The sequence below is a fragment of the Superficieibacter sp. genome (assembly GCF_032071645.1).
GTDB lineage: Bacteria > Pseudomonadota > Gammaproteobacteria > Enterobacterales > Enterobacteriaceae > Superficieibacter.
In genome coordinates, this window is the sequence record NZ_DAMAPU010000015.1 from 44,030 (window position 1) to 61,706 (window position 17,677).

The 17,677-nt window shown below is 55.9% G+C and carries 12 protein-coding genes and 1 CRISPR repeat array; of the genes, 2 read left to right on the forward strand and 10 right to left on the reverse strand.

What is annotated here, in order from left to right; all coding sequences use genetic code 11:
- Positions 1–32: 32 nt before the first annotated feature.
- Positions 33–1,745: an assimilatory sulfite reductase (NADPH) hemoprotein subunit gene (gene cysI / locus RT197_RS18755; protein WP_312952667.1), complete on the reverse strand. Its 1,713-nt coding sequence runs from the start codon at positions 1,743–1,745 to the stop codon at positions 33–35.
- Complete coding sequence (cysJ, locus tag RT197_RS18760; RefSeq protein WP_312952668.1) at positions 1,745–3,550, reverse strand: NADPH-dependent assimilatory sulfite reductase flavoprotein subunit; 1,806 nt, start codon at positions 3,548–3,550, stop codon at positions 1,745–1,747. The genes cysI and cysJ overlap by 1 nt, the downstream gene beginning before the upstream one ends.
- A gap of 302 nt (positions 3,551–3,852) precedes the next feature.
- Here cysJ and queD point away from each other — a divergent pair, with 302 nt between their 5' ends.
- Positions 3,853–4,215 (forward strand): 6-carboxytetrahydropterin synthase QueD, encoded by a 363-nt coding sequence (gene queD / locus RT197_RS18765; RefSeq protein WP_312952669.1) that lies wholly within the window; start codon positions 3,853–3,855, stop codon positions 4,213–4,215.
- Positions 4,216–4,390: 175 nt separating this feature from the next.
- Positions 4,391–5,517: direct repeats of the CRISPR family, unit length 29 nt; unit sequence CGGTTTATCCCCGCTCGCGCGGGGAACAC.
- A gap of 392 nt (positions 5,518–5,909) precedes the next feature.
- On the opposite strand, the gene queE is transcribed toward queD, so the two are convergent.
- The 3 genes from queE to RT197_RS18780 are packed head-to-tail and all read right to left on the reverse strand — an operon-like array spanning position 5,910 to position 8,895.
- On the reverse strand, positions 5,910–6,581 hold the full coding sequence (queE, locus tag RT197_RS18770; protein ID WP_312952670.1) for a 7-carboxy-7-deazaguanine synthase QueE: 672 nt from the start codon (positions 6,579–6,581) through the stop codon (positions 5,910–5,912).
- Positions 6,582–6,634: 53 nt separating this feature from the next.
- Positions 6,635–7,342 carry an N-acetylmannosamine-6-phosphate 2-epimerase gene (locus RT197_RS18775; protein WP_312952704.1) on the reverse strand — a complete coding sequence of 236 codons (708 nt, stop codon included), beginning with the start codon at positions 7,340–7,342 and terminating at the stop codon, positions 6,635–6,637.
- Positions 7,339–8,895, reverse strand: a complete 1,557-nt coding sequence (locus RT197_RS18780) for a PTS transporter subunit EIIC (RefSeq protein WP_312952671.1) — start codon at positions 8,893–8,895, stop codon at positions 7,339–7,341. The genes RT197_RS18775 and RT197_RS18780 overlap by 4 nt, the downstream gene beginning before the upstream one ends.
- A 165-nt stretch (positions 8,896–9,060) precedes the next feature.
- Between RT197_RS18780 and RT197_RS18785 the strand changes: the two genes are divergently transcribed.
- Positions 9,061–9,885, forward strand: coding sequence for a MurR/RpiR family transcriptional regulator (locus RT197_RS18785; protein WP_312952672.1), 825 nt, complete (start codon positions 9,061–9,063; stop codon positions 9,883–9,885).
- A gap of 54 nt (positions 9,886–9,939) precedes the next feature.
- Here the strand turns inward: RT197_RS18785 and eno are convergent, their stop codons facing one another.
- The 5 genes from eno to rlmD form a co-directional block, all read right to left on the reverse strand.
- Complete coding sequence (gene eno, locus RT197_RS18790; protein WP_312952674.1) at positions 9,940–11,238, reverse strand: phosphopyruvate hydratase; 1,299 nt, start codon at positions 11,236–11,238, stop codon at positions 9,940–9,942.
- Between the two features lie 78 nt (positions 11,239–11,316).
- Complete coding sequence (gene pyrG, locus RT197_RS18795) at positions 11,317–12,954, reverse strand: glutamine hydrolyzing CTP synthase (RefSeq protein ID WP_312952675.1); 1,638 nt, start codon at positions 12,952–12,954, stop codon at positions 11,317–11,319.
- Positions 12,955–13,179: 225 nt separating this feature from the next.
- Positions 13,180–13,971 (reverse strand): nucleoside triphosphate pyrophosphohydrolase, encoded by a 792-nt coding sequence (mazG, locus tag RT197_RS18800; protein WP_312952677.1) that lies wholly within the window; start codon positions 13,969–13,971, stop codon positions 13,180–13,182.
- Positions 13,972–14,047: 76 nt separating this feature from the next.
- Positions 14,048–16,285, reverse strand: a complete 2,238-nt coding sequence (gene relA / locus RT197_RS18805) for a GTP diphosphokinase (RefSeq protein ID WP_312952678.1) — start codon at positions 16,283–16,285, stop codon at positions 14,048–14,050.
- 52 nt (positions 16,286–16,337) lie between these two features.
- Positions 16,338–17,636, reverse strand: a complete 1,299-nt coding sequence (rlmD, locus tag RT197_RS18810; protein WP_312952679.1) for a 23S rRNA (uracil(1939)-C(5))-methyltransferase RlmD — start codon at positions 17,634–17,636, stop codon at positions 16,338–16,340.
- Positions 17,637–17,677: the final 41 nt, after the last annotated feature.

Genomic DNA, 17,677 nt, shown 5'->3' on the forward strand with positions numbered 1-17,677 from the left:
GGGTTCCCTCTCCCGCAGGAGAGGGAAAAGGGTTAGTCCCATAAATCCCTGGCGGGATCGAGCACCGGGCGCACGATGCCCGCACGCACCGTAAAATCGCCGAAGCCTTCACCCGCTTCGCGCTCTTTTGCCCAGCGCCCGACTAACTCGTCGATAGTGTCGAGAATTTCGGGTTCGGTAATATTTTCCCGGTACATGCGCGGAATGCGCGTACCGATGCGGTTGCCGCCAAGATGCACATTGTAGCGACCCGGCGCTTTGCCGATCAGCCCCAGCTCGGCCAGCATCGCGCGTCCGCAGCCATTCGGGCAGCCGGTAACGCGCATCACAATATGCTCGTCAGGAATACCGTGTTTTTCCAGAATCGTTTCCACTTTATCGGTGAACGACGGCAGAAAACGTTCCGCTTCCGCCATCGCCAGCGGGCAGGTGGGGAACGACACGCAGGCCATAGAATTTTCACGCTGCGGCGTCACTGCGTTCATCAGGCCATGCTCGCGGGCCAGCTTTTCGATTTTGTTCTTCTGGCTGTCGGGGACGCCAGCAATAATCAGGTTCTGGTTAGCGGTAATGCGGAACTCGCCTTTGTGGACTTTGGCGATCTCCAGCAGCCCGGTTTTCAGCGGACGACCCGGATAATCCAGAATACGACCGCTCTCGATAAACAGCGTCAGGTGCCATTTATTGTCGATGCCTTTTACCCAGCCAATGCGATCCCCGCGCCCGGTGAACTCATATGGGCGGATCGGTTCGAACGTAATGCCCGCGCGGCGTTCCACTTCCGCTTTAAACGTCTCAACGCCCACCCGTTCCAGCGTGTATTTGGTTTTGGCGTTTTTACGGTCGGTACGGTTGCCCCAGTCGCGCTGGGTGGTGACCACCGCTTCCGCCACCGCCAGCGTGTGCTCCAGCGGCAGATAACCAAACTCGCTCGCGGTACGGGCGTAGGTTTTTTTGTTGCCGTGCTCAATGGAAAGACCGCCGCCCACCAGCAGGTTGAAGCCGACCAGTTTGCCGTTCTCCGCCACCGCGACAAAGTTCATGTCGTTGGCGTGCAGATCGATATCGTTCTGCGGCGGGATCACCACCGTGGTTTTAAACTTACGCGGCAGATAGGTCTGACCGAGGATCGGCTCTTCATCGGTCGTGGCGACTTTTTCCTGATCGAGCCAGATCTCCGCATAGGCGCGGGTGCGCGGTAGCAGATGCTCGGAGATTTTTTTCGCCCACTCGTAGGCTTGCGCGTGTAACTCGGACTCATACGGGTTGGACGTACACAGCACGTTACGGTTTACGTCGTTGGCGGTCGCCAGCGCGTCCAGCCCGACCGAATGCAGTAACTGGTGTACCGGTTTGACGTGCTTCTTCAGAATGCCGTGGAACTGAAACGTCTGACGGTTAGTCAGGCGAATACTGCCGTAAAGGGTGTTGTCGTCGGCGAATTTATCCATCGCCTGCCACTGTTTGGTGGTGATCACCCCACCTGGCAGACGGCAGCGCAGCATCATCGCATGGCGCGGTTCCAGTTTCTGCTCGGCGCGTTCGGCGCGGATATCGCGGTCATCCTGCTGATACATCCCGTGAAAGCGGATCAGCAGGAAATTATCGCCTTTGAAGCCGCCGGTCAGACCGTCATTTAAATCTTCGGCAATGGTGCCACGCAGGTAGTTGCTTTCCAGCTTCATGCGCTCGGCATCGACCAGTTTGCCTTCGACCACCAGTGGGCCTGGATGTTTTTCGCTCATTAGTAGACATCTCGCTGATAACGGCGCTCTACGCGCAGCTCACTTAAAAATTCATCCGCCGATTCGACATCCATACCGCCGAATTCAGCAATCACTTCCAGCAACGCCTGCTCAACGTCTTTCGCCATGCGATTGGCGTCGCCGCAGACATAAATGTGCGCGCCGTCATTGATCCAGCGCCACAGCTCTGCGCCCTGTTCGCGCAGTTTGTCCTGTACATAGACTTTTTCTTTTTGATCGCGGGACCAGGCCAGATCGATACGGCTTAGTACCCCCTCTTTAACATAACGCTGCCATTCCACCTGATAGAGAAAATCTTCGGTGAAATGAGGGTTGCCGAAGAACAACCAGTTTTTGCCCGGCGCTTCATCCGCCGCACGCTGCTGCATAAAGGCGCGGAACGGTGCGATGCCCGTACCAGGGCCAATCATAATGACCGGGGTTTCCGGGTTGGCGGGCAGACGGAAGTTATCGTTATGTTCAATGAACACGCGGATTTCGCCGTCTTCTTCGACGCGATCGGCGAGGAAGCTGGATGCGCCACCCGCACGGGCACGTCCTTCGATGTCATAACGCACTGCGCCGACGGTGATATGCACCTCGTTCTCCACTTCCGCCTGCGACGAGGCGATGGAGTAGAGGCGCGGCGTCAGCGGACGCAGCAGGCCAATTAAGGTGTCGGCATCCAGCTGCGCGGGGGAAAAGCGCACCATATCGACAATCGGGGTAGTCGCCGCATAGTGCTGAAGCTGGGTTTTATCGCCCGCCAGCGGCAGCAGCGTTTCACTGCGAGACAGCGTGGCGTAGTTCTCGACGATGTTGGCGGTGTTAACCGTCAGCTCAAAATGCCATTCCAGCGCTTCTGCCAGCGGCAGAGTTTTCCCGTCGACCGTCACCGGTTCATCGCCTTTCAGCCACAGCAGCTCGACCAGCTCTTTGACCAGTGCCGGATCGTTCTGATACCACACGCCCAGCGCGTCGCCCGGCTGATAGCGCAGCCCGGCGTCACCGAGGTCGATTTCAATATGGCGCACATCTTTTTGTGAGTCGCGGCCGGTGATTTTCTGATTCACAGCCAGCGTCGCGGTCAGCGGTTCTTCTTTAGTATAGGGGCTGGAGTGGACGTCGTTCACCGCGCCGGTCGCAGTGACGGCCGCCTGGGCAGGCGTCTCTTTCGGCACGCGGGATTTGAGGACATCGACCACGCGCGCACGCCATTCGGCGGCGGCATTCTGGTATTCAACGTCGGCATCGACGCGATCCAGCAAGCGTTCACCGCCCAGCTCCGCCAGTTTGCTATCAAAATCTTTCCCGCACTGGCAGAAAAATTCATAGGAGGTGTCGCCAAGGCCAAAGACGGCAAAGGCGGTATTGTTGAGCTTAGGTGCTTTTTTAGAGGTGAGGAATTTATGCAGGGCAACCGCTTCTTCCGGCGGCTCCCCTTCCCCTTGCGTGGAGGCGATAACGACGAGCAGTTTTTCACTGGCGATTTGTTTGAATTTATAGTCGCCCGCGTTGACCAGGTTCACGTTAAGTTTTGCCGCCAGCAGATCGTCACGCAGCGCTTCCGCTACCCGGCGCGCGTTGCCGGTTTGCGAAGCCGACAGCAGGGTAATGGTGGTGGTTTCAGCAACCGGCGCAGGCGTGGCTACTGCGGCACCGGGTTGCTGATTCAGCACGCCCCAAAAATAGCCGGATACCCACGCAAGCTGGGTCGGTGTTAGATCGGTGGTGGCCGCCTGAAGGCGCGCCATCTGCTCCGGGGTCAGCGGAAGCAAAGCGGAAGGTGGAGCCTGAGTCGTCATGCGTCGTTATGTTCCAGTAGCAAAGCTGTTTTCAACGAAAAACAGAAGAGAATGTAAGGTTAACGACCTGGATAATAACAATTAAAGACGGGATGGAAATAATAAATAACCAAAAGGACTAACCTTATTTACAGATAGTTATTAACAATAAAAACGATTGAATAACCACATGATTTATAAAGTAAAAAATTGCATTCGCGCGATGATTTTTGTGGCCTGCACACGGCGGCCATTTTAGTTAATGCTAAAAAATGTACTTTCCGGTACTATGCGGCGGTTTTTCGTAAGCCTGAGAGTTGATCATGTCCACCACGTTGTTTAAAGATTTCACCTTTGAAGCCGCCCACCATCTGCCGCACGTCCCGGAAGGCCACAAATGCGGTCGTCTGCACGGACACTCCTTTATGGTGCGCCTTGAAATTACCGGTGAAGTCGATCCGCATACCGGCTGGATTATCGATTTTGCTGAACTGAAAGCGGCGTTTAAGCCGACTTACGATCGTCTGGATCACTACTATCTGAATGATATTCCAGGTCTTTCCAATCCCACCAGCGAAGTGCTGGCAAAGTGGATCTGGGATCAGGTTAAGCCCGTCGTACCGTTGCTAAGCGCGGTGATGGTGAAAGAGACCTGTACGGCAGGGTGTATTTATCGCGGCGAGTAATGGCGGGGCTGCTTGCTTATAATCCTGCTACAGATGTAAAGCATCTGTGGTAAACCACGGCCGGGTATGGATAGAAATGTTCGTGCCAGAAGTCGGGCTTAACGGGGTTGGTTGGGTTTATTTTTGCCTCGGCAGTGGAACACGTATTGTTTCGCCCCGTCCTTCTTCTCTTGCCAGGTTTATTCCCGCTTGCGCGGGGAACACGTTGGAGTTAGCAACCTGAGCGTCGACGAGAGCGGTTTATCCCCGCTCACGCGGGGAACACACAACCGTACCGGAACTGAAGGCCGCGAAAGACGGTTTATCCCCGCTCGCGCGGGGAACACAACAACATTAGTCAACCCCACAGCGCAACGATCGGTTTATCCCCGCTCCCGCGGGGAACACATCCTGAATCAGGCCAGTGCCTGAGGATTTGTCGGTTTATCCCCGCTCGCGCGGGGAACACAGATATGAGCGATGAGCAACAGCAGCAGATTTCGGTTTATCCCCGCTCGCGCGGGGAACACAGATATGAGCGATGAGCAACAGCAGCAGATTTCGGTTTATCCCCGCTCGCGCGGGGAACACTCAGGTTCGCACAACGCGCCCTTGTCTCGGGCCGGTTTATCCCCGCTCGCGCGGGGAACACCGAATATCATTACAGTTGATGCCAACAAAATCCGGTTTATCCCCGCTCGCGCGGGGAACACTATCGAACGCGCGTCGTTGGTACCGACCAATTCGGTTTATCCCCGCTCGCGCGGGGAACACTCACCTTTAAGGAGCCGGTTTGCGATATCAACCGGTTTATCCCCGCTCGCGCGGGGAACACCGTGTCGGTGGCCTTTGGATGCAGCCAGAAGTCGGTTTATCCCCGCTCGCGCGGGGAACACCTGCGCCAGCACCTGCGCCTGGTTCATTTGCTCGGTTTATCCCCGCTCGCGCGGGGAACACTGAATTCGGTTTTCGTTTCGTTATTACAAAATCGGTTTATCCCCGCTCGCGCGGGGAACACATTGTTTTTATCATTTTTGATTCCATGTTTTGCGGTTTATCCCCGCTCGCGCGGGGAACACGAAAGCGCCCAGCTGCGGGAACAGTCTGGACGCGGTTTATCCCCGCTCGCGCGGGGAACACGTCGTTAGTCCCAACTAGCTCTTTTTGAAGAACGGTTTATCCCCGCTCGCGCGGGGAACACGCTCCTGCTATTCTATATTGCCGGGAGATACGCGGTTTATCCCCGCTCGCGCGGGGAACACTTACCCGAGAACTTTAGGACACCAAGCGCCACCGGTTTATCCCCGCTCGCGCGGGGAACACTCCAACCCTATCCCATTGTTTAAAAAAGATCTTTTCCCCTTCAAACATCCCACCAACTCACCACCAACATTTTCACAACAAATCTATTTTGTTAAAGATCCGCCAACCCGTTGTTTTACCAGGAGAAACCCTTTAAACCACTCAACGCCCCTCCCGGCGCTACCACACCGATGGCGATTCTCTCTCCACCATCAAGAAAACGTTAACTATTACGTGCGGTTACGTGCGGTGCTGGCGCTAAATCCAGTGCAGGAATGAAAACAAATCGCTGACCAGCGTTTGAAGAACAGAGGGGAAAAGTCGGCGCTTTGAAGGAGACAACCATGTTGCTCCCAAAACGCGCCGATTTGGCTGGTAGTAAAATGAAAAGTTAGCCGGATACAGCCAAAACTTTAAGCAATATTCAGATATTTATGCGTTTGCATCGACAGTCGCCAGTTGCGGGCGATACAGGTTTCGATGCACAGGCGGGTCGCATCTTCTTTCTGACTGATCGGCTGAAGCGCGATCACACGCGGTTTATCATCTTTCAGTACGGTCAGCAGTTCATCCAGCGCTTCGATATCCCGCACGCGACCGACCGGGTGCTTGATTTCATCCGCGCGCTGCAATGCCTGCTCCAGCACGTCATAACCGCCGCGCATGTTGACTTTCGGGGACACCGTGACCCAGGAGTTCGGCGTACAGCGGATCTCGTGGGTGCCGCTGGTTTCAATCTGGCAGCTAAAGCCGTTTTTCTCCAGCAGCAGGGTCAGCGGCAGTAAATCATGAATGCAGGGTTCGCCGCCGGTGATGACGATGTGGCGCGCGGTGTAGCCCTGACGGTCAATAATCGCCAGCAGATCTTCACTGCTTGCCGCGCCCCACTTATCACTCTCTTTGGTTTTCGCCAGAATGCTGTAAAGCGATACTTCCCGATCCGCAAGCTTATCCCAGGTATGCTTGGTATCACACCACGCGCAGCCTACCGGGCATCCCTGTAAACGAATAAAAATGGCGGGAACGCCGGTAAAGTAACCTTCACCCTGGAGGGTCTGGAACATCTCATTTATCGGGTACTGCATAATCATCTCGTTTAGCGTCTAAACCGTAATTATCGCAGATCCTGGCGTAACGATCATGTACGATTCGCGCTCTGTTGCGCAATTGCCGCCGTAAACCGGGCGGTGATTTGCTGCGGACGGGTGATCGCCCCGCCGACCACAACAGAATGCGCGCCAAGGGCGAGGCAGCGTGCCGCCAGCGCCGGCGTATCGACATTGCCTTCGGCAATCACCGGCAGGGTGACGGCGGCGAGCACCGTCTGCAAAAATGCGCAGTCGTTCTCCGGCAGGCGGTGGCCCGCTGAGGCGGCGGTATAGCCATACAGCGTGGTGCCGACGCAGTCAAAACCAAGCTGTTCTGCGCTTTTGGCATCCTCAGCGCTGGCAATGTCAGCCATCAGCAGCACCTGCGGATAACGCTGGCGAATCTGTCTGACCAGAGTTGCGAGCGCTTCTCCGCCCGGTCGCGGTCGCAGGGTGGCATCGAGGGCGATCATCTCCGGGGCCGCCGTCATCAGTTCGTCGATCTCACGCAGCGTCGCGGTGATGAAAACGTCGCTGTCCGCATAGTCGCGCTTGATAATACCGATGACCGGCAGATCCACCTGCTCTTTAATCGCCTGAATATCCACGACGCTGTTGGCGCGGATACCCGCCGCGCCTCCCTGCTCCGCCGCCAGCGCCATTCGCGACATAATAAACGCACTGTGCAGCGGTTCGTCGGCCAGCGCCTGACAGGAAACCACCAGTTTGCCTTTGATTTGTTCTAACATCGTTTTTATCCCACCAACATCTCTTCAATTTCGTTTTTGATAATCGTGACGTGCGGGCCGTAGATCACCTGGACGCCGTTACCGCGCAGGATCACCCCGCGTGCGCCAGTCGCTTTCAGCGCCGCATCGTCTACTTTGCGGCTCTCTTTCACCGAGATCCGCAGTCTTGTCGCGCAGCAGTCCACTTCATCAAGATTTTCCCGCCCGCCCAGCGCGGCGACGATAGCCTGCGCACGCTCGCTGCCGCTGACGCTCACCACCGCCGCCTGCTCTTTTTCCCGGCCAGGCGTAAGGAAATCGAAACGCGTAATCAAAAAGCGGAACGTAAAGTAGTACAGGAAGAACCACGGCACGCCGACCAGCGGGACGTACAGCCAGTGCGTTTTGGCTTCGCCCTGCAAAATGCCGAACAGGATGAAGTCGATAAATCCGCCGGAAAAGGTCTGCCCGATAGTGATGTGCAGCATGTGCGCCAGCATGAACGCCAGTCCGTCAAAGAACGCATGAATGACATACAGCACCGGCGCGACAAACAGAAATGAGAACTCAATGGGTTCGGTAATGCCGGTTAAAAAGGAGGTGAGCGCCGCTGAAAGCAGTAACCCGGCCACGCGCTTTTTATTCTCCGGTTTGGCGGTGTGATACATCGCCAGGCACGCGCCGATCAGGCCGAACATCATGGTGATAAAGCGACCCGACATAAAACGCGAGGTGCCAGCGTAAAACTGTTGGGTGCTCGGATCGGCAAGCTGGGCGAAGAAAATACGCTGGGTGCCTTCCACCAGCTGTCCGTTGACGATTTCACTGCCGCCAAGCGCAGTGGTCCAGAATGGCAGGTAAAAGATATGGTGCAGCCCGAACGGGCCAAGCATCCGCAGGATAAAACCGTACAGCAGCGTGCCCAGATAACCGGTCGCATCCACCAGACCGCCGAGGCCAAAAATCAGCTTCTGGAAATGTGGCCAGATAACGGTCATCAGCGCCCCGACCACAATCGCCGCCAGCGAGCTGATAATGGGTACAAACCGCGAGCCGCCGAAAAAGCCGAGGAACTGCGGCAGCGCGATTTTATTAAATCGGTGATGCAGCGCGCAGGTGACGAGGCCGATCACCACGCCGCCAAAAACGCCGGTCTCCAGCGTCTGTACGCCGAGCACCATTCCCTGCCCTGCCGCGCCCGGATTACTCTGCGCCAGCTCGCCGCTTAGCGTCAGCAGCGCATTAATGGTGGCATTCATCACCAGGAAAGCCAGCAGCGCCGCCAGTCCCGCCGTTCCCTTATCGGTTTTAGCCAGCCCCACCGCCACGCCCACCGCAAACAGCACCGACAGGTTGGCGAAGACAATAGCGCCCGCGCTGCTCATAATGGTGAAGATCGCCTGTAGCCAGCCGACGTCTAAAAAGGGATATGCCGTCAGGGTATTCGGATTCGACAACGCGCCGCCGATGCCAAGCAGCAGACCCGCCGCCGGAAGGACGGCGATGGGCAGCATAAAGGACTTGCCAAACCTCTGTGCTTTCTCAAACCAGCCCCCGGAAGAGGCTCCGCTAAATAGTGTCATGTTCCCCGCCCTCTTGTTATGTTGAAAATTTTTACCATATAAATATTTATTAGTGAAAATTATCATCAATAAAGCAGAGGTTGATCATACTTTTTTAAAATGACTGGCACCGGAGGCCCGATTTCCGCCACACTGAGCGGCATGAAGATGTGAAAGGAAACTGGCATGGCTGAAAATGAAAATGTACTACTCCGTCTGCGACAAAGCCTGGCGGGCTACAGTCCCACTCAGCAAAAGCTGGGGGAGTATGTGCAGGCCGATCCCGCGCGGGTGCTGTATATGACCATCACCGAACTGGCGCGCGAGAGCGAAACCAGCGAAGCCAGCGTGACCCGCCTGTGCCGGGCGCTGGGCTGCAAGGGCTATACCGAATTCAAAATGGCGCTGGCGCTGGACGTGCAGCGTTCACAGGCTCCGCGTGAACAGGGCGATGAGATAGATACGCTGGTGGATGAGTCGGTGCAGGCGTTGCGCGATACCGCCAGGCTGCTGGATCGCAGCGTGCTGGAGCAGGCCGCCGCGGTGCTGCATCGGGCGCGTTCCGTGCAAATTTACGGTGTCGCCGCCAGCGCGATTATCGGCGATTATCTGCATTACAAGCTGCTGCGCCTCAGCAAGGCCGGTCAGCTTTTTAGTGATATGCACCGCGCGGCGATGAATGCCACCGCGCTGGGTCCGACGGATGTGGTGGTGGCGATTTCCAGCTCCGGCTCTACCCGCGACCTGCTCCACGTCGTCAAACTGGCGCGTAAAAGCGGTGCGCAGGTGCTGGTCATCAGCAATACGCCGCGCAGTCCGCTGGCGTCGCTCAGCGATATTCTGCTGGTAGCCGCCAGGCCTGAAGGCCCGCTCAGCGCCGGGGCGCTCAATGCCAAAGTGGGCGCGATGCTGCTGGTGGAACTGGTGATCTCAGCGCTAATGTCCCATGACCCGCATTACGGCGAGGCCAGCCAGCAAACCGCCAGCGCGACGCTGCCCCTGCTGCTGTAGGCATAAAAAAACCCGCCGAAGCGGGTTTTTTATTAAGAGCTTAAGAGCAGACGATTATGCCTGGCCTTTGATCTCTTTACGACCGTTGTACGGTGCTTTCGCGCCCAGCGCTTCTTCGATACGAATCAGCTGGTTGTATTTAGCAACGCGGTCAGAACGGCTCATGGAACCGGTTTTGATCTGGCCAGCAGCGGTGCCCACAGCCAGGTCAGCGATGGTGGCATCTTCAGTTTCACCAGAACGGTGAGAGATGACAGCGGTGTAGCCAGCGTCTTTCGCCATCTTGATTGCAGCCAGAGTTTCGGTCAGAGAACCGATCTGGTTGAATTTGATCAGGATGGAGTTAACGATGCCTTTTTCGATGCCTTCTTTCAGGATCTTGGTGTTGGTTACGAACAGATCGTCACCAACCAGCTGGATTTTGTCGCCCAGTACTTTGGTCTGGTAAGCGAAGCCAGCCCAGTCAGATTCGTCCAGACCATCTTCGATGGAAACGATCGGATACTGTTTGGTCAGATCTTCCAGGAAGTGGGTGAATTCTTCAGAGGTGAACGCTTTGTTGCCTTCGCCAGCCAGAACGTATTTACCGTCTTTGTAGAATTCAGATGCTGCACAGTCCATCGCCAGAGTGATGTCTTTGCCCAGCTCGTAGCCAGCGGCTTTAACAGCTTCAGCGATAACAGCCAGCGCTTCAGCGTTGGAACCCAGGTTCGGCGCATAGCCGCCTTCGTCGCCAACAGCAGTGTTCAGGCCTTTGCCTTTCAGCACTTTAGCCAGGTTGTGGAACACTTCAGAACCCATACGTACGGCTTCTTTCAGGGATTTCGCGCCTACTGGCTGAATCATGAATTCCTGAATATCAACGTTGTTGTCTGCGTGCTCACCACCGTTGATGATGTTCATCATCGGAACCGGCATGGAGTATTTGCCCGGGGTGCCGTTCAGTTCAGCGATGTGCTCGTACAGCGGCTGGCCTTTAGCGGCAGCAGCAGCTTTGGCGTTAGCCAGAGACACGGCCAGGATAGCGTTCGCACCGAAGTTGGATTTGTTTTCAGTACCATCCAGGTCGATCATGATTTTGTCGATGCCAGCCTGATCTTTGGCGTCTTTGCCAAGGATAGCCTGAGCGATCGGGCCGTTAACCGCGCCAACGGCTTTGGTTACGCCTTTACCCAGGAAACGGGATTTGTCGCCATCGCGCAGTTCCAGCGCTTCGCGGGAACCCGTTGAAGCACCTGACGGAGCAGCTGCCATACCAACGAAACCACCTTCCAGGTGTACTTCGGCTTCAACAGTCGGGTTACCACGGGAGTCGATGATTTCACGACCGATGACTTTAACGATTTTGGACATTAGGTTTTCCTCAGTACAAGTTAAACTAAAACTCCAGACAAACAACGCCCCGCATGGGGCGTTGCCGTTCTAACTCTTTTACTTCGCCTGACGCTTCTGGTACTCGCTGGCGGCTTTCACAAAGCCTGCAAACAGCGGATGCCCGTCACGCGGGGTGGAAGTAAATTCCGGGTGGAACTGACAGGCGACGAACCATGGATGATTCGGCACTTCAATGATCTCGACTAACTGATCATCACCGGAACGGCCTGCAACGCGCAGGCCCGCAGCTTCAATTTGTTTCAACAGCATATTGTTGACTTCGTAACGATGACGATGACGCTCGACAATCGTCGGCGTACCGTACAGCTGGCGTACCAGGCTGTCATCGCCAAGCTGACACTGCTGTGCGCCCAGGCGCATTGTGCCACCGAGATCGCTCTTTTCGGTACGCACTTCAACATTGCCTTCTTCATCACGCCATTCAGTGATCAGCGCCACAACCGGGTACTTACAGTCTGGCACAAATTCAGTTGAGTTGGCGTTGTCCATGCCCACCACGTTGCGGGCAAACTCAATCAATGCAACCTGCATCCCCAGGCAAATGCCCAGGTACGGAATATTGTTTTCACGCGCATAACGCGCGGTGGCGATTTTGCCTTCAACACCACGGTAGCCAAAGCCGCCGGGGATCAGAATGGCATCCAGATCTTTGAGGATCTCCACGCCGCGCGTTTCGACATCCTGCGAATCAATCAGTTTGATGTTGACGGTCACACGGTTTTTCAGGCCGCCGTGCTTCAACGCTTCGATCACTGATTTGTAGGCGTCCGGCAGTTCGATGTACTTGCCGACCATACCGATGTTGACTTCACCCGCCGGATTCGCTTCCTGATAAATCACCTGCTCCCATTCTGACAGATTTGCTTCCTGACAGTTCAGGCTGAATCGTTTACAAATATAATCGTCCAGCCCCTGTGATTTCAACAGGCCAGGAATTTTATAAATCGAATCGACGTCTTTCAGAGAAATAACGGCTTTTTCTGGAACGTTACAGAACAAAGCAATTTTCGCACGCTCATTGGCAGGAATGGCGCGGTCGGAGCGGCAAATCAGGACATCCGGCTGGATACCGATGGAGAGTAGTTCTTTTACGGAGTGCTGGGTCGGCTTGGTTTTGACTTCACCTGCGGCAGCCATGTAAGGCACCAGCGTGAGGTGCATAAACAGCGCGTGTTCACGACCAATATCAACCGCCAGCTGGCGAATCGCTTCCAGGAACGGCAGAGATTCGATATCGCCGACCGTACCGCCGATTTCAACCAGTACCACGTCATGCCCTTCGCCGCCTTCCAGCACGCGCTCTTTAATGGCATTGGTGATATGTGGGATAACCTGAACGGTCGCGCCCAGGTAGTCGCCACGGCGCTCTTTACGCAGAACGTCGGAATAGATGCGACCCGTGGTGAAGTTGTTACGGCGGCTCATTTTAGTGCGGATGAAGCGCTCGTAGTGGCCGAGGTCCAGATCGGTTTCAGCGCCGTCTTCAGTAACGAACACTTCCCCGTGTTGGATTGGGCTCATGGTGCCCGGATCGACGTTAATGTACGGATCCAGTTTCATCATGGTCACATTGAGGCCACGGGCTTCTAAAATGGCTGCGAGGGAGGCTGCGGCAATGCCTTTACCCAGAGAGGAAACGACCCCGCCGGTCACAAAAATATAGTTCGTTGTCATGCTGAACCTGAGAAGTTAGGTTTAAAAGACGATGGAATAACCAGGACGGGAAAGTAGTATACCGGAACATGACGAGCGCCACAAACTTTCATTCTTCCCCCTCTTCAATCAGGTCCAACGAGTTAAGGAGTGAGAAAATAGCCACTTTTGGCGAAATGTTTTTGACGCAAATCAAGCGCTTGTTATTTAAAAAATCGCACAAAACGCCGCTCGACGCGAAAATCGTTAGAGATCATATTCCTGGCGTTTTACCTGCTGCCAGACTTCTTCCATCGTTTCGAGGTCAACCCCGGTCATTTCGAGGCCACGCGCCGCCACAATGCGCTCCACTTCGCGGAAACGGCGTTCAAATTTAAGGTTCGCTTTTTGCAATGCGACCTCCGCTTTGACGCCCAGATGACGGGAAAGATTGACGGTGGCGAACAGCAAATCGCCCATTTCTTCTTCCACCCGCTGCTGATCGACCACCGCCTGCTGCGCTTCGTGCATGACTTCGTCGATTTCTTCATGGACTTTATCCAGTACCGGGCCGAGAGAGGTCCAGTCAAAACCTACCGCCGAGCAACGCTTCTGAATTTTATGCGCGCGCATCAGGGCCGGGAAGCTGTGCGGAATATCGTCCAGCGCGGAGTGCTGCGCTTTCTGCGCCCGCTCGTCGCTTTTGATTTGTTCCCAGCGCACCAGCACCTCTTCGCTGTTTTCGGCGCTGGCGTCGCCAAAAATATGCGGATGGCGACGTTCCAGCTTGTCGCTGATGGCAGCGCAGATATCGTTAAAATCAAAACGCCCTTCTTCCTGCGCCATCTGCGCATAAAACACCACCTGAAACAGCAGGTCGCCCAGCTCGCCGCGCAGATCGTCAAAATCTTCGCGCGCGATGGCATCCAGCACTTCGTAGGTTTCTTCGAGGGTGTAAGGCGCGATGGTGGCGAAAGTCTGCTCTTTGTCCCACGGACAGCCGTTTTGCGGGTCACGCAGACGCTGCATGATGGTGAGCAGGCGGGTTATTTGAGTCATGAGGATTTCCTGATTAACAAAAGAGATCCCCCGGCGCGGATTGCCCAGCCGGGGGAAGAAAAAGACAAGGCCGCCGTTAGCCGCCGTGCAGACGTCTGGCGTCAATCACATCCGGCACCTGGTTAAGTTTGCTTAACACCCGGCCCAGTACCTGGAGGTTATAGATTTCGATGGTCATGTCGATGTTGGCAAGCTGCTGTTTGGTATCGCTGCGGCTGGCAACGCCCAGCACATTCACCTTCTCATTCGCCAGAATGGTGGTGATGTCGCGCAGCAGGCCGCTGCGATCGTTAGCGGTGACGCGCACCACCAGCGAGTAACCCGCCGAGTAGCTTTCGCCCCAGACGGCATCGACGATACGTTCCGGCGCATGGGTTTGCAGTTCGGCAAGCTGATCGCAGTCGGCGCGATGGACGGAAATCCCGCGCCCCTGAGTGATGAAGCCAACAATTTCATCGCCAGGAATCGGCTGGCAGCAGCGGGCAATGTGATGCATCAGATTGCCCACGCCCTCAACAACGACCCGTCCGTCGTCTTTACTGCTGCGATTCGGCGGCGCATAGGTTTTTTGCTGGAGCTGCTTCAGCGCCGCCGCGTCCTGCTCGGCGGCGCTCGGTTTATTAAACTGCGATTGCAGGAAATTAACCATCTGGTTGAGACGAATATCGCCGCCGCCGATGGCCGCCAGTAACTCCTCGATTTCATTGAAGTTATAGCGCGGCAGGAGGAATTTCTCCGCCTCTTTCAGGCTGATACCCAAATGCTCGAGCTCATCATCGAGGATCTGCCGTCCCGCAAGGATGTTTTTGTCACGATCCTGTTTGCGGAACCAGTTGTGGATCTTGGCGCGCCCACGGCTGGTGGTGACATAGCCGAGGTTCGGATTCAGCCAGTCGCGGCTTGGATTCGGCTGCTTCTGGGTGATGATTTCGATCTGATCGCCCATCTGCAACTGATAGGTAAACGGCACAATACGGCCGCTGATCTTGGCCCCGATACAGCGGTGACCGACATCGCTGTGGATGTGATAGGCAAAATCCAGCGGCGTGGAGCCAGCGGGCAAATCCACCACGTCGCCTTTCGGCGTAAAGACGTATACCCGGTCGTCAAAGACCTGGCTGCGCACTTCGTCGAGCATTTCGCCGGAGTCCGCCATTTCTTCCTGCCAGGCAATCAGCTTGCGCAGCCAGGCGATGCGATCTTCATGCCCGGAACGCGCGCCGCCCGCCACGGTCCCTTCTTTGTACTTCCAGTGCGCGGCAACGCCCAGTTCAGCATCTTCGTGCATCTGCTTAGTGCGGATCTGAATTTCAACGGTTTTACCGCCCGGCCCCAGCACGACGGTGTGAATCGACTGATAGCCGTTGGGTTTCGGATTGGCAACGTAGTCGTCGAACTCGTCCGGCAGATGGCGATAGTGGGTATGTACGATCCCCAGCGCGGCGTAGCAATCCTGGAGACGCTCGGCAACGATACGCACCGCGCGCACGTCAAACAGCTCGTCAAACGCGAGATGTTTTTTCTGCATTTTGCGCCAGATGCTGTAGATGTGTTTTGGTCGCCCGTAGACTTCGGCTTTCACGCCTTCGGTTTTAATTTCAGACCGCAGATGGCCGACGAACTCCTCAATGTACTGCTCGCGATCGAGACGGCGCTCGTGCAGCAGTTTGGCAATGCGTTTGTACTCCGCCGGATGCAGATAGCGGAAGCAGTAATCTTCCAGCTCCCATTTCAGCTGCCCGATGCCAAGACGGTTAGCCAGCGGCGCATAGATGTTGGTGCACTCTTTGGCCGCCAGCACGCGTTCATCTTCCGGCGCGTCTTTAACTTCACGCAGGTGCGCCACCCGCTCGGCGAGTTTGATGACCACGCAGCGGAAATCATCGACCATCGCCAGCAGCATCCGCCGCACGTTATCAACCTGCTCGGACGAGACGGAATCGGTGTGGGTGGCCTTGAGCTGACGGATCGCCGCCATATCGCGCACGCCGTGGATCAGTAAAACCACCGGTTTGCCCACCGCGTCCTCAAGCGCCTCTTCGCTAACCACGTTGCTGTCTGCCAGCGGGAACAGCAGCGCCGCGCGCAGGGTATCGATGTCCATGCTCAGCATGGAGAGGATTTCGACCATCTCCACGCCGCGCCACAGTAACAGGTCGGCATCAGGATGGCCCTGCGTCTGCTCGCGACAGTAGGCCCAGGTCTCGGTTAAGCGTTCACACGACTGCTGGCTGGAAATGCCCAGACTGCCGATCCATTTTTTCGGGTCAAACTCGCCCGCTTTATTAATATGTGAACTTCTTACCGCAACCATCGTCCTCTCCTTTCAGGGACCGGGCCTGCCGGATTCAGCAAGCCGCTACAATTTATTGGCGCTCAAATAACACCATTGATTCCAGATGCCCCGTATGCGGGAACATATCAAGCATCGCCAGCCGCTGGATTTGATATCCGGCGGCCAGCAACGCTTCGCTGTCTCGCGCAAGCGTCGCCGGGTTACAGGAAACGTAAACCACCCGTTCCGGGGCTAATTTTATTATATGCTGCATTACTCCCGGCGCACCGGCGCGGGCCGGGTCGAGCAGTATTTTATCAAATCCGTGCTGTGCCCACGGCTGTTGCGTAACATCCTCTTCAAGATTCTCATGAAAAAACGTTACATTATGCAATTCATTTTGTGCGGCATTCTGCTGACCTTTCGCCACCAGCGCTGCCACGCCTTCTACGCCCACCACGCTTGCCGCCCGCTGCGCCAAAGGTAGCGTAAAATTCCCCATTCCGCAGAACAGATCCAGCACCCAGTCGTCAGGCTTAACATCCAGCCATGCCAGCGCGGTCGCCACCATTTGCTGATTCACCGCATCGTTGACCTGAATAAAATCGCGCGGGCTAAACGCTAAGCGTAGTCCGCCGGACTGATACCAGGGCTGATTCGCCGTTAAGGGTTCCAGTATCTCGCTTTGCGGCGCAAGGTACAGCGCAAGGTCGTGAGAATGCGAAAAGCGTTCCAGTTTTTCTTTATCGGCATCGGGAAGCGGCGCTGTATGGCGCAGGATCATCAGCGGGCCGTTGTCGGCCAGCACCAGTTCCACATGCCCCAGATGACGTGCGCTTTTTAAATCGGTGAGACACTCACGCAGCGCCGGAAGTAATGCTTCAAGACGGGGCACCAAAACGGGGCACTGATGTATATCCACGATATCGCTGGCGCTGATTTTACGAAACCCCATCTGTAAGCGCTGGGTTTTCGGCTGATAATTCAGACTCAGCCGCGCGCGGCGGCGGTAACCCCACGGCTCGGCGGCAATGATTTCATCCACCTCACGCTTCATCAGTCGGGAAAGCGCCGCTTGCTTGCTGCACTGCTGAAGCGGAACGCTGGCGTGCTGCTGCTGACAGCCACCGCAGATGCCAAAATGCGGGCAGCGTGGGGTAACGCGCTCCGGGCTGTCGTTCAGTCGACGTTTTACCTGCGCCTGGGCATACTGCTTTTTGTCTCCGGTAATAACGACTTCCGCGCTCTCCTGCGGCAGCAGGCCAGCAATGAATAACGCTTTTCCATGATGGCGGGCAACGCCCTGGCCGAAAGGATCGAGGTCATTTACCGTCACGGTTATGATCTGACGCGTCGTCACGCGTCGTTTTGCAGAGTAGAATTGCGCCATCGTCGAGAATTTTCTCAATCATACAGAATGACTCTAATTGT

Bases quoted from the DNA above. Each gene is read 5' to 3' on its own strand.
- cysI (WP_312952667.1), bottom strand. From the start codon at position 1,745: ATGAGCGAAAAACATCCAGGCCCACTGGTGGTCGAAGGCAAACTGGTC.
- cysJ (WP_312952668.1), bottom strand. From the start codon at position 3,550: ATGACGACTCAGGCTCCACCTTCCGCTTTGCTTCCGCTGACCCCGGAG.
- queD (WP_312952669.1), top strand. From the start codon at position 3,853: ATGTCCACCACGTTGTTTAAAGATTTCACCTTTGAAGCCGCCCACCAT.
- queE (WP_312952670.1), bottom strand. From the start codon at position 6,581: ATGCAGTACCCGATAAATGAGATGTTCCAGACCCTCCAGGGTGAAGGT.
- RT197_RS18780 (WP_312952671.1), bottom strand. From the start codon at position 8,895: ATGACACTATTTAGCGGAGCCTCTTCCGGGGGCTGGTTTGAGAAAGCA.
- RT197_RS18785 (WP_312952672.1), top strand. From the start codon at position 9,061: ATGGCTGAAAATGAAAATGTACTACTCCGTCTGCGACAAAGCCTGGCG.
- eno (WP_312952674.1), bottom strand. From the start codon at position 11,238: ATGTCCAAAATCGTTAAAGTCATCGGTCGTGAAATCATCGACTCCCGT.
- pyrG (WP_312952675.1), bottom strand. From the start codon at position 12,954: ATGACAACGAACTATATTTTTGTGACCGGCGGGGTCGTTTCCTCTCTG.
- mazG (WP_312952677.1), bottom strand. From the start codon at position 13,971: ATGACTCAAATAACCCGCCTGCTCACCATCATGCAGCGTCTGCGTGAC.
- relA (WP_312952678.1), bottom strand. From the start codon at position 16,285: ATGGTTGCGGTAAGAAGTTCACATATTAATAAAGCGGGCGAGTTTGAC.
- rlmD (WP_312952679.1), bottom strand. From the start codon at position 17,636: ATGGCGCAATTCTACTCTGCAAAACGACGCGTGACGACGCGTCAGATC.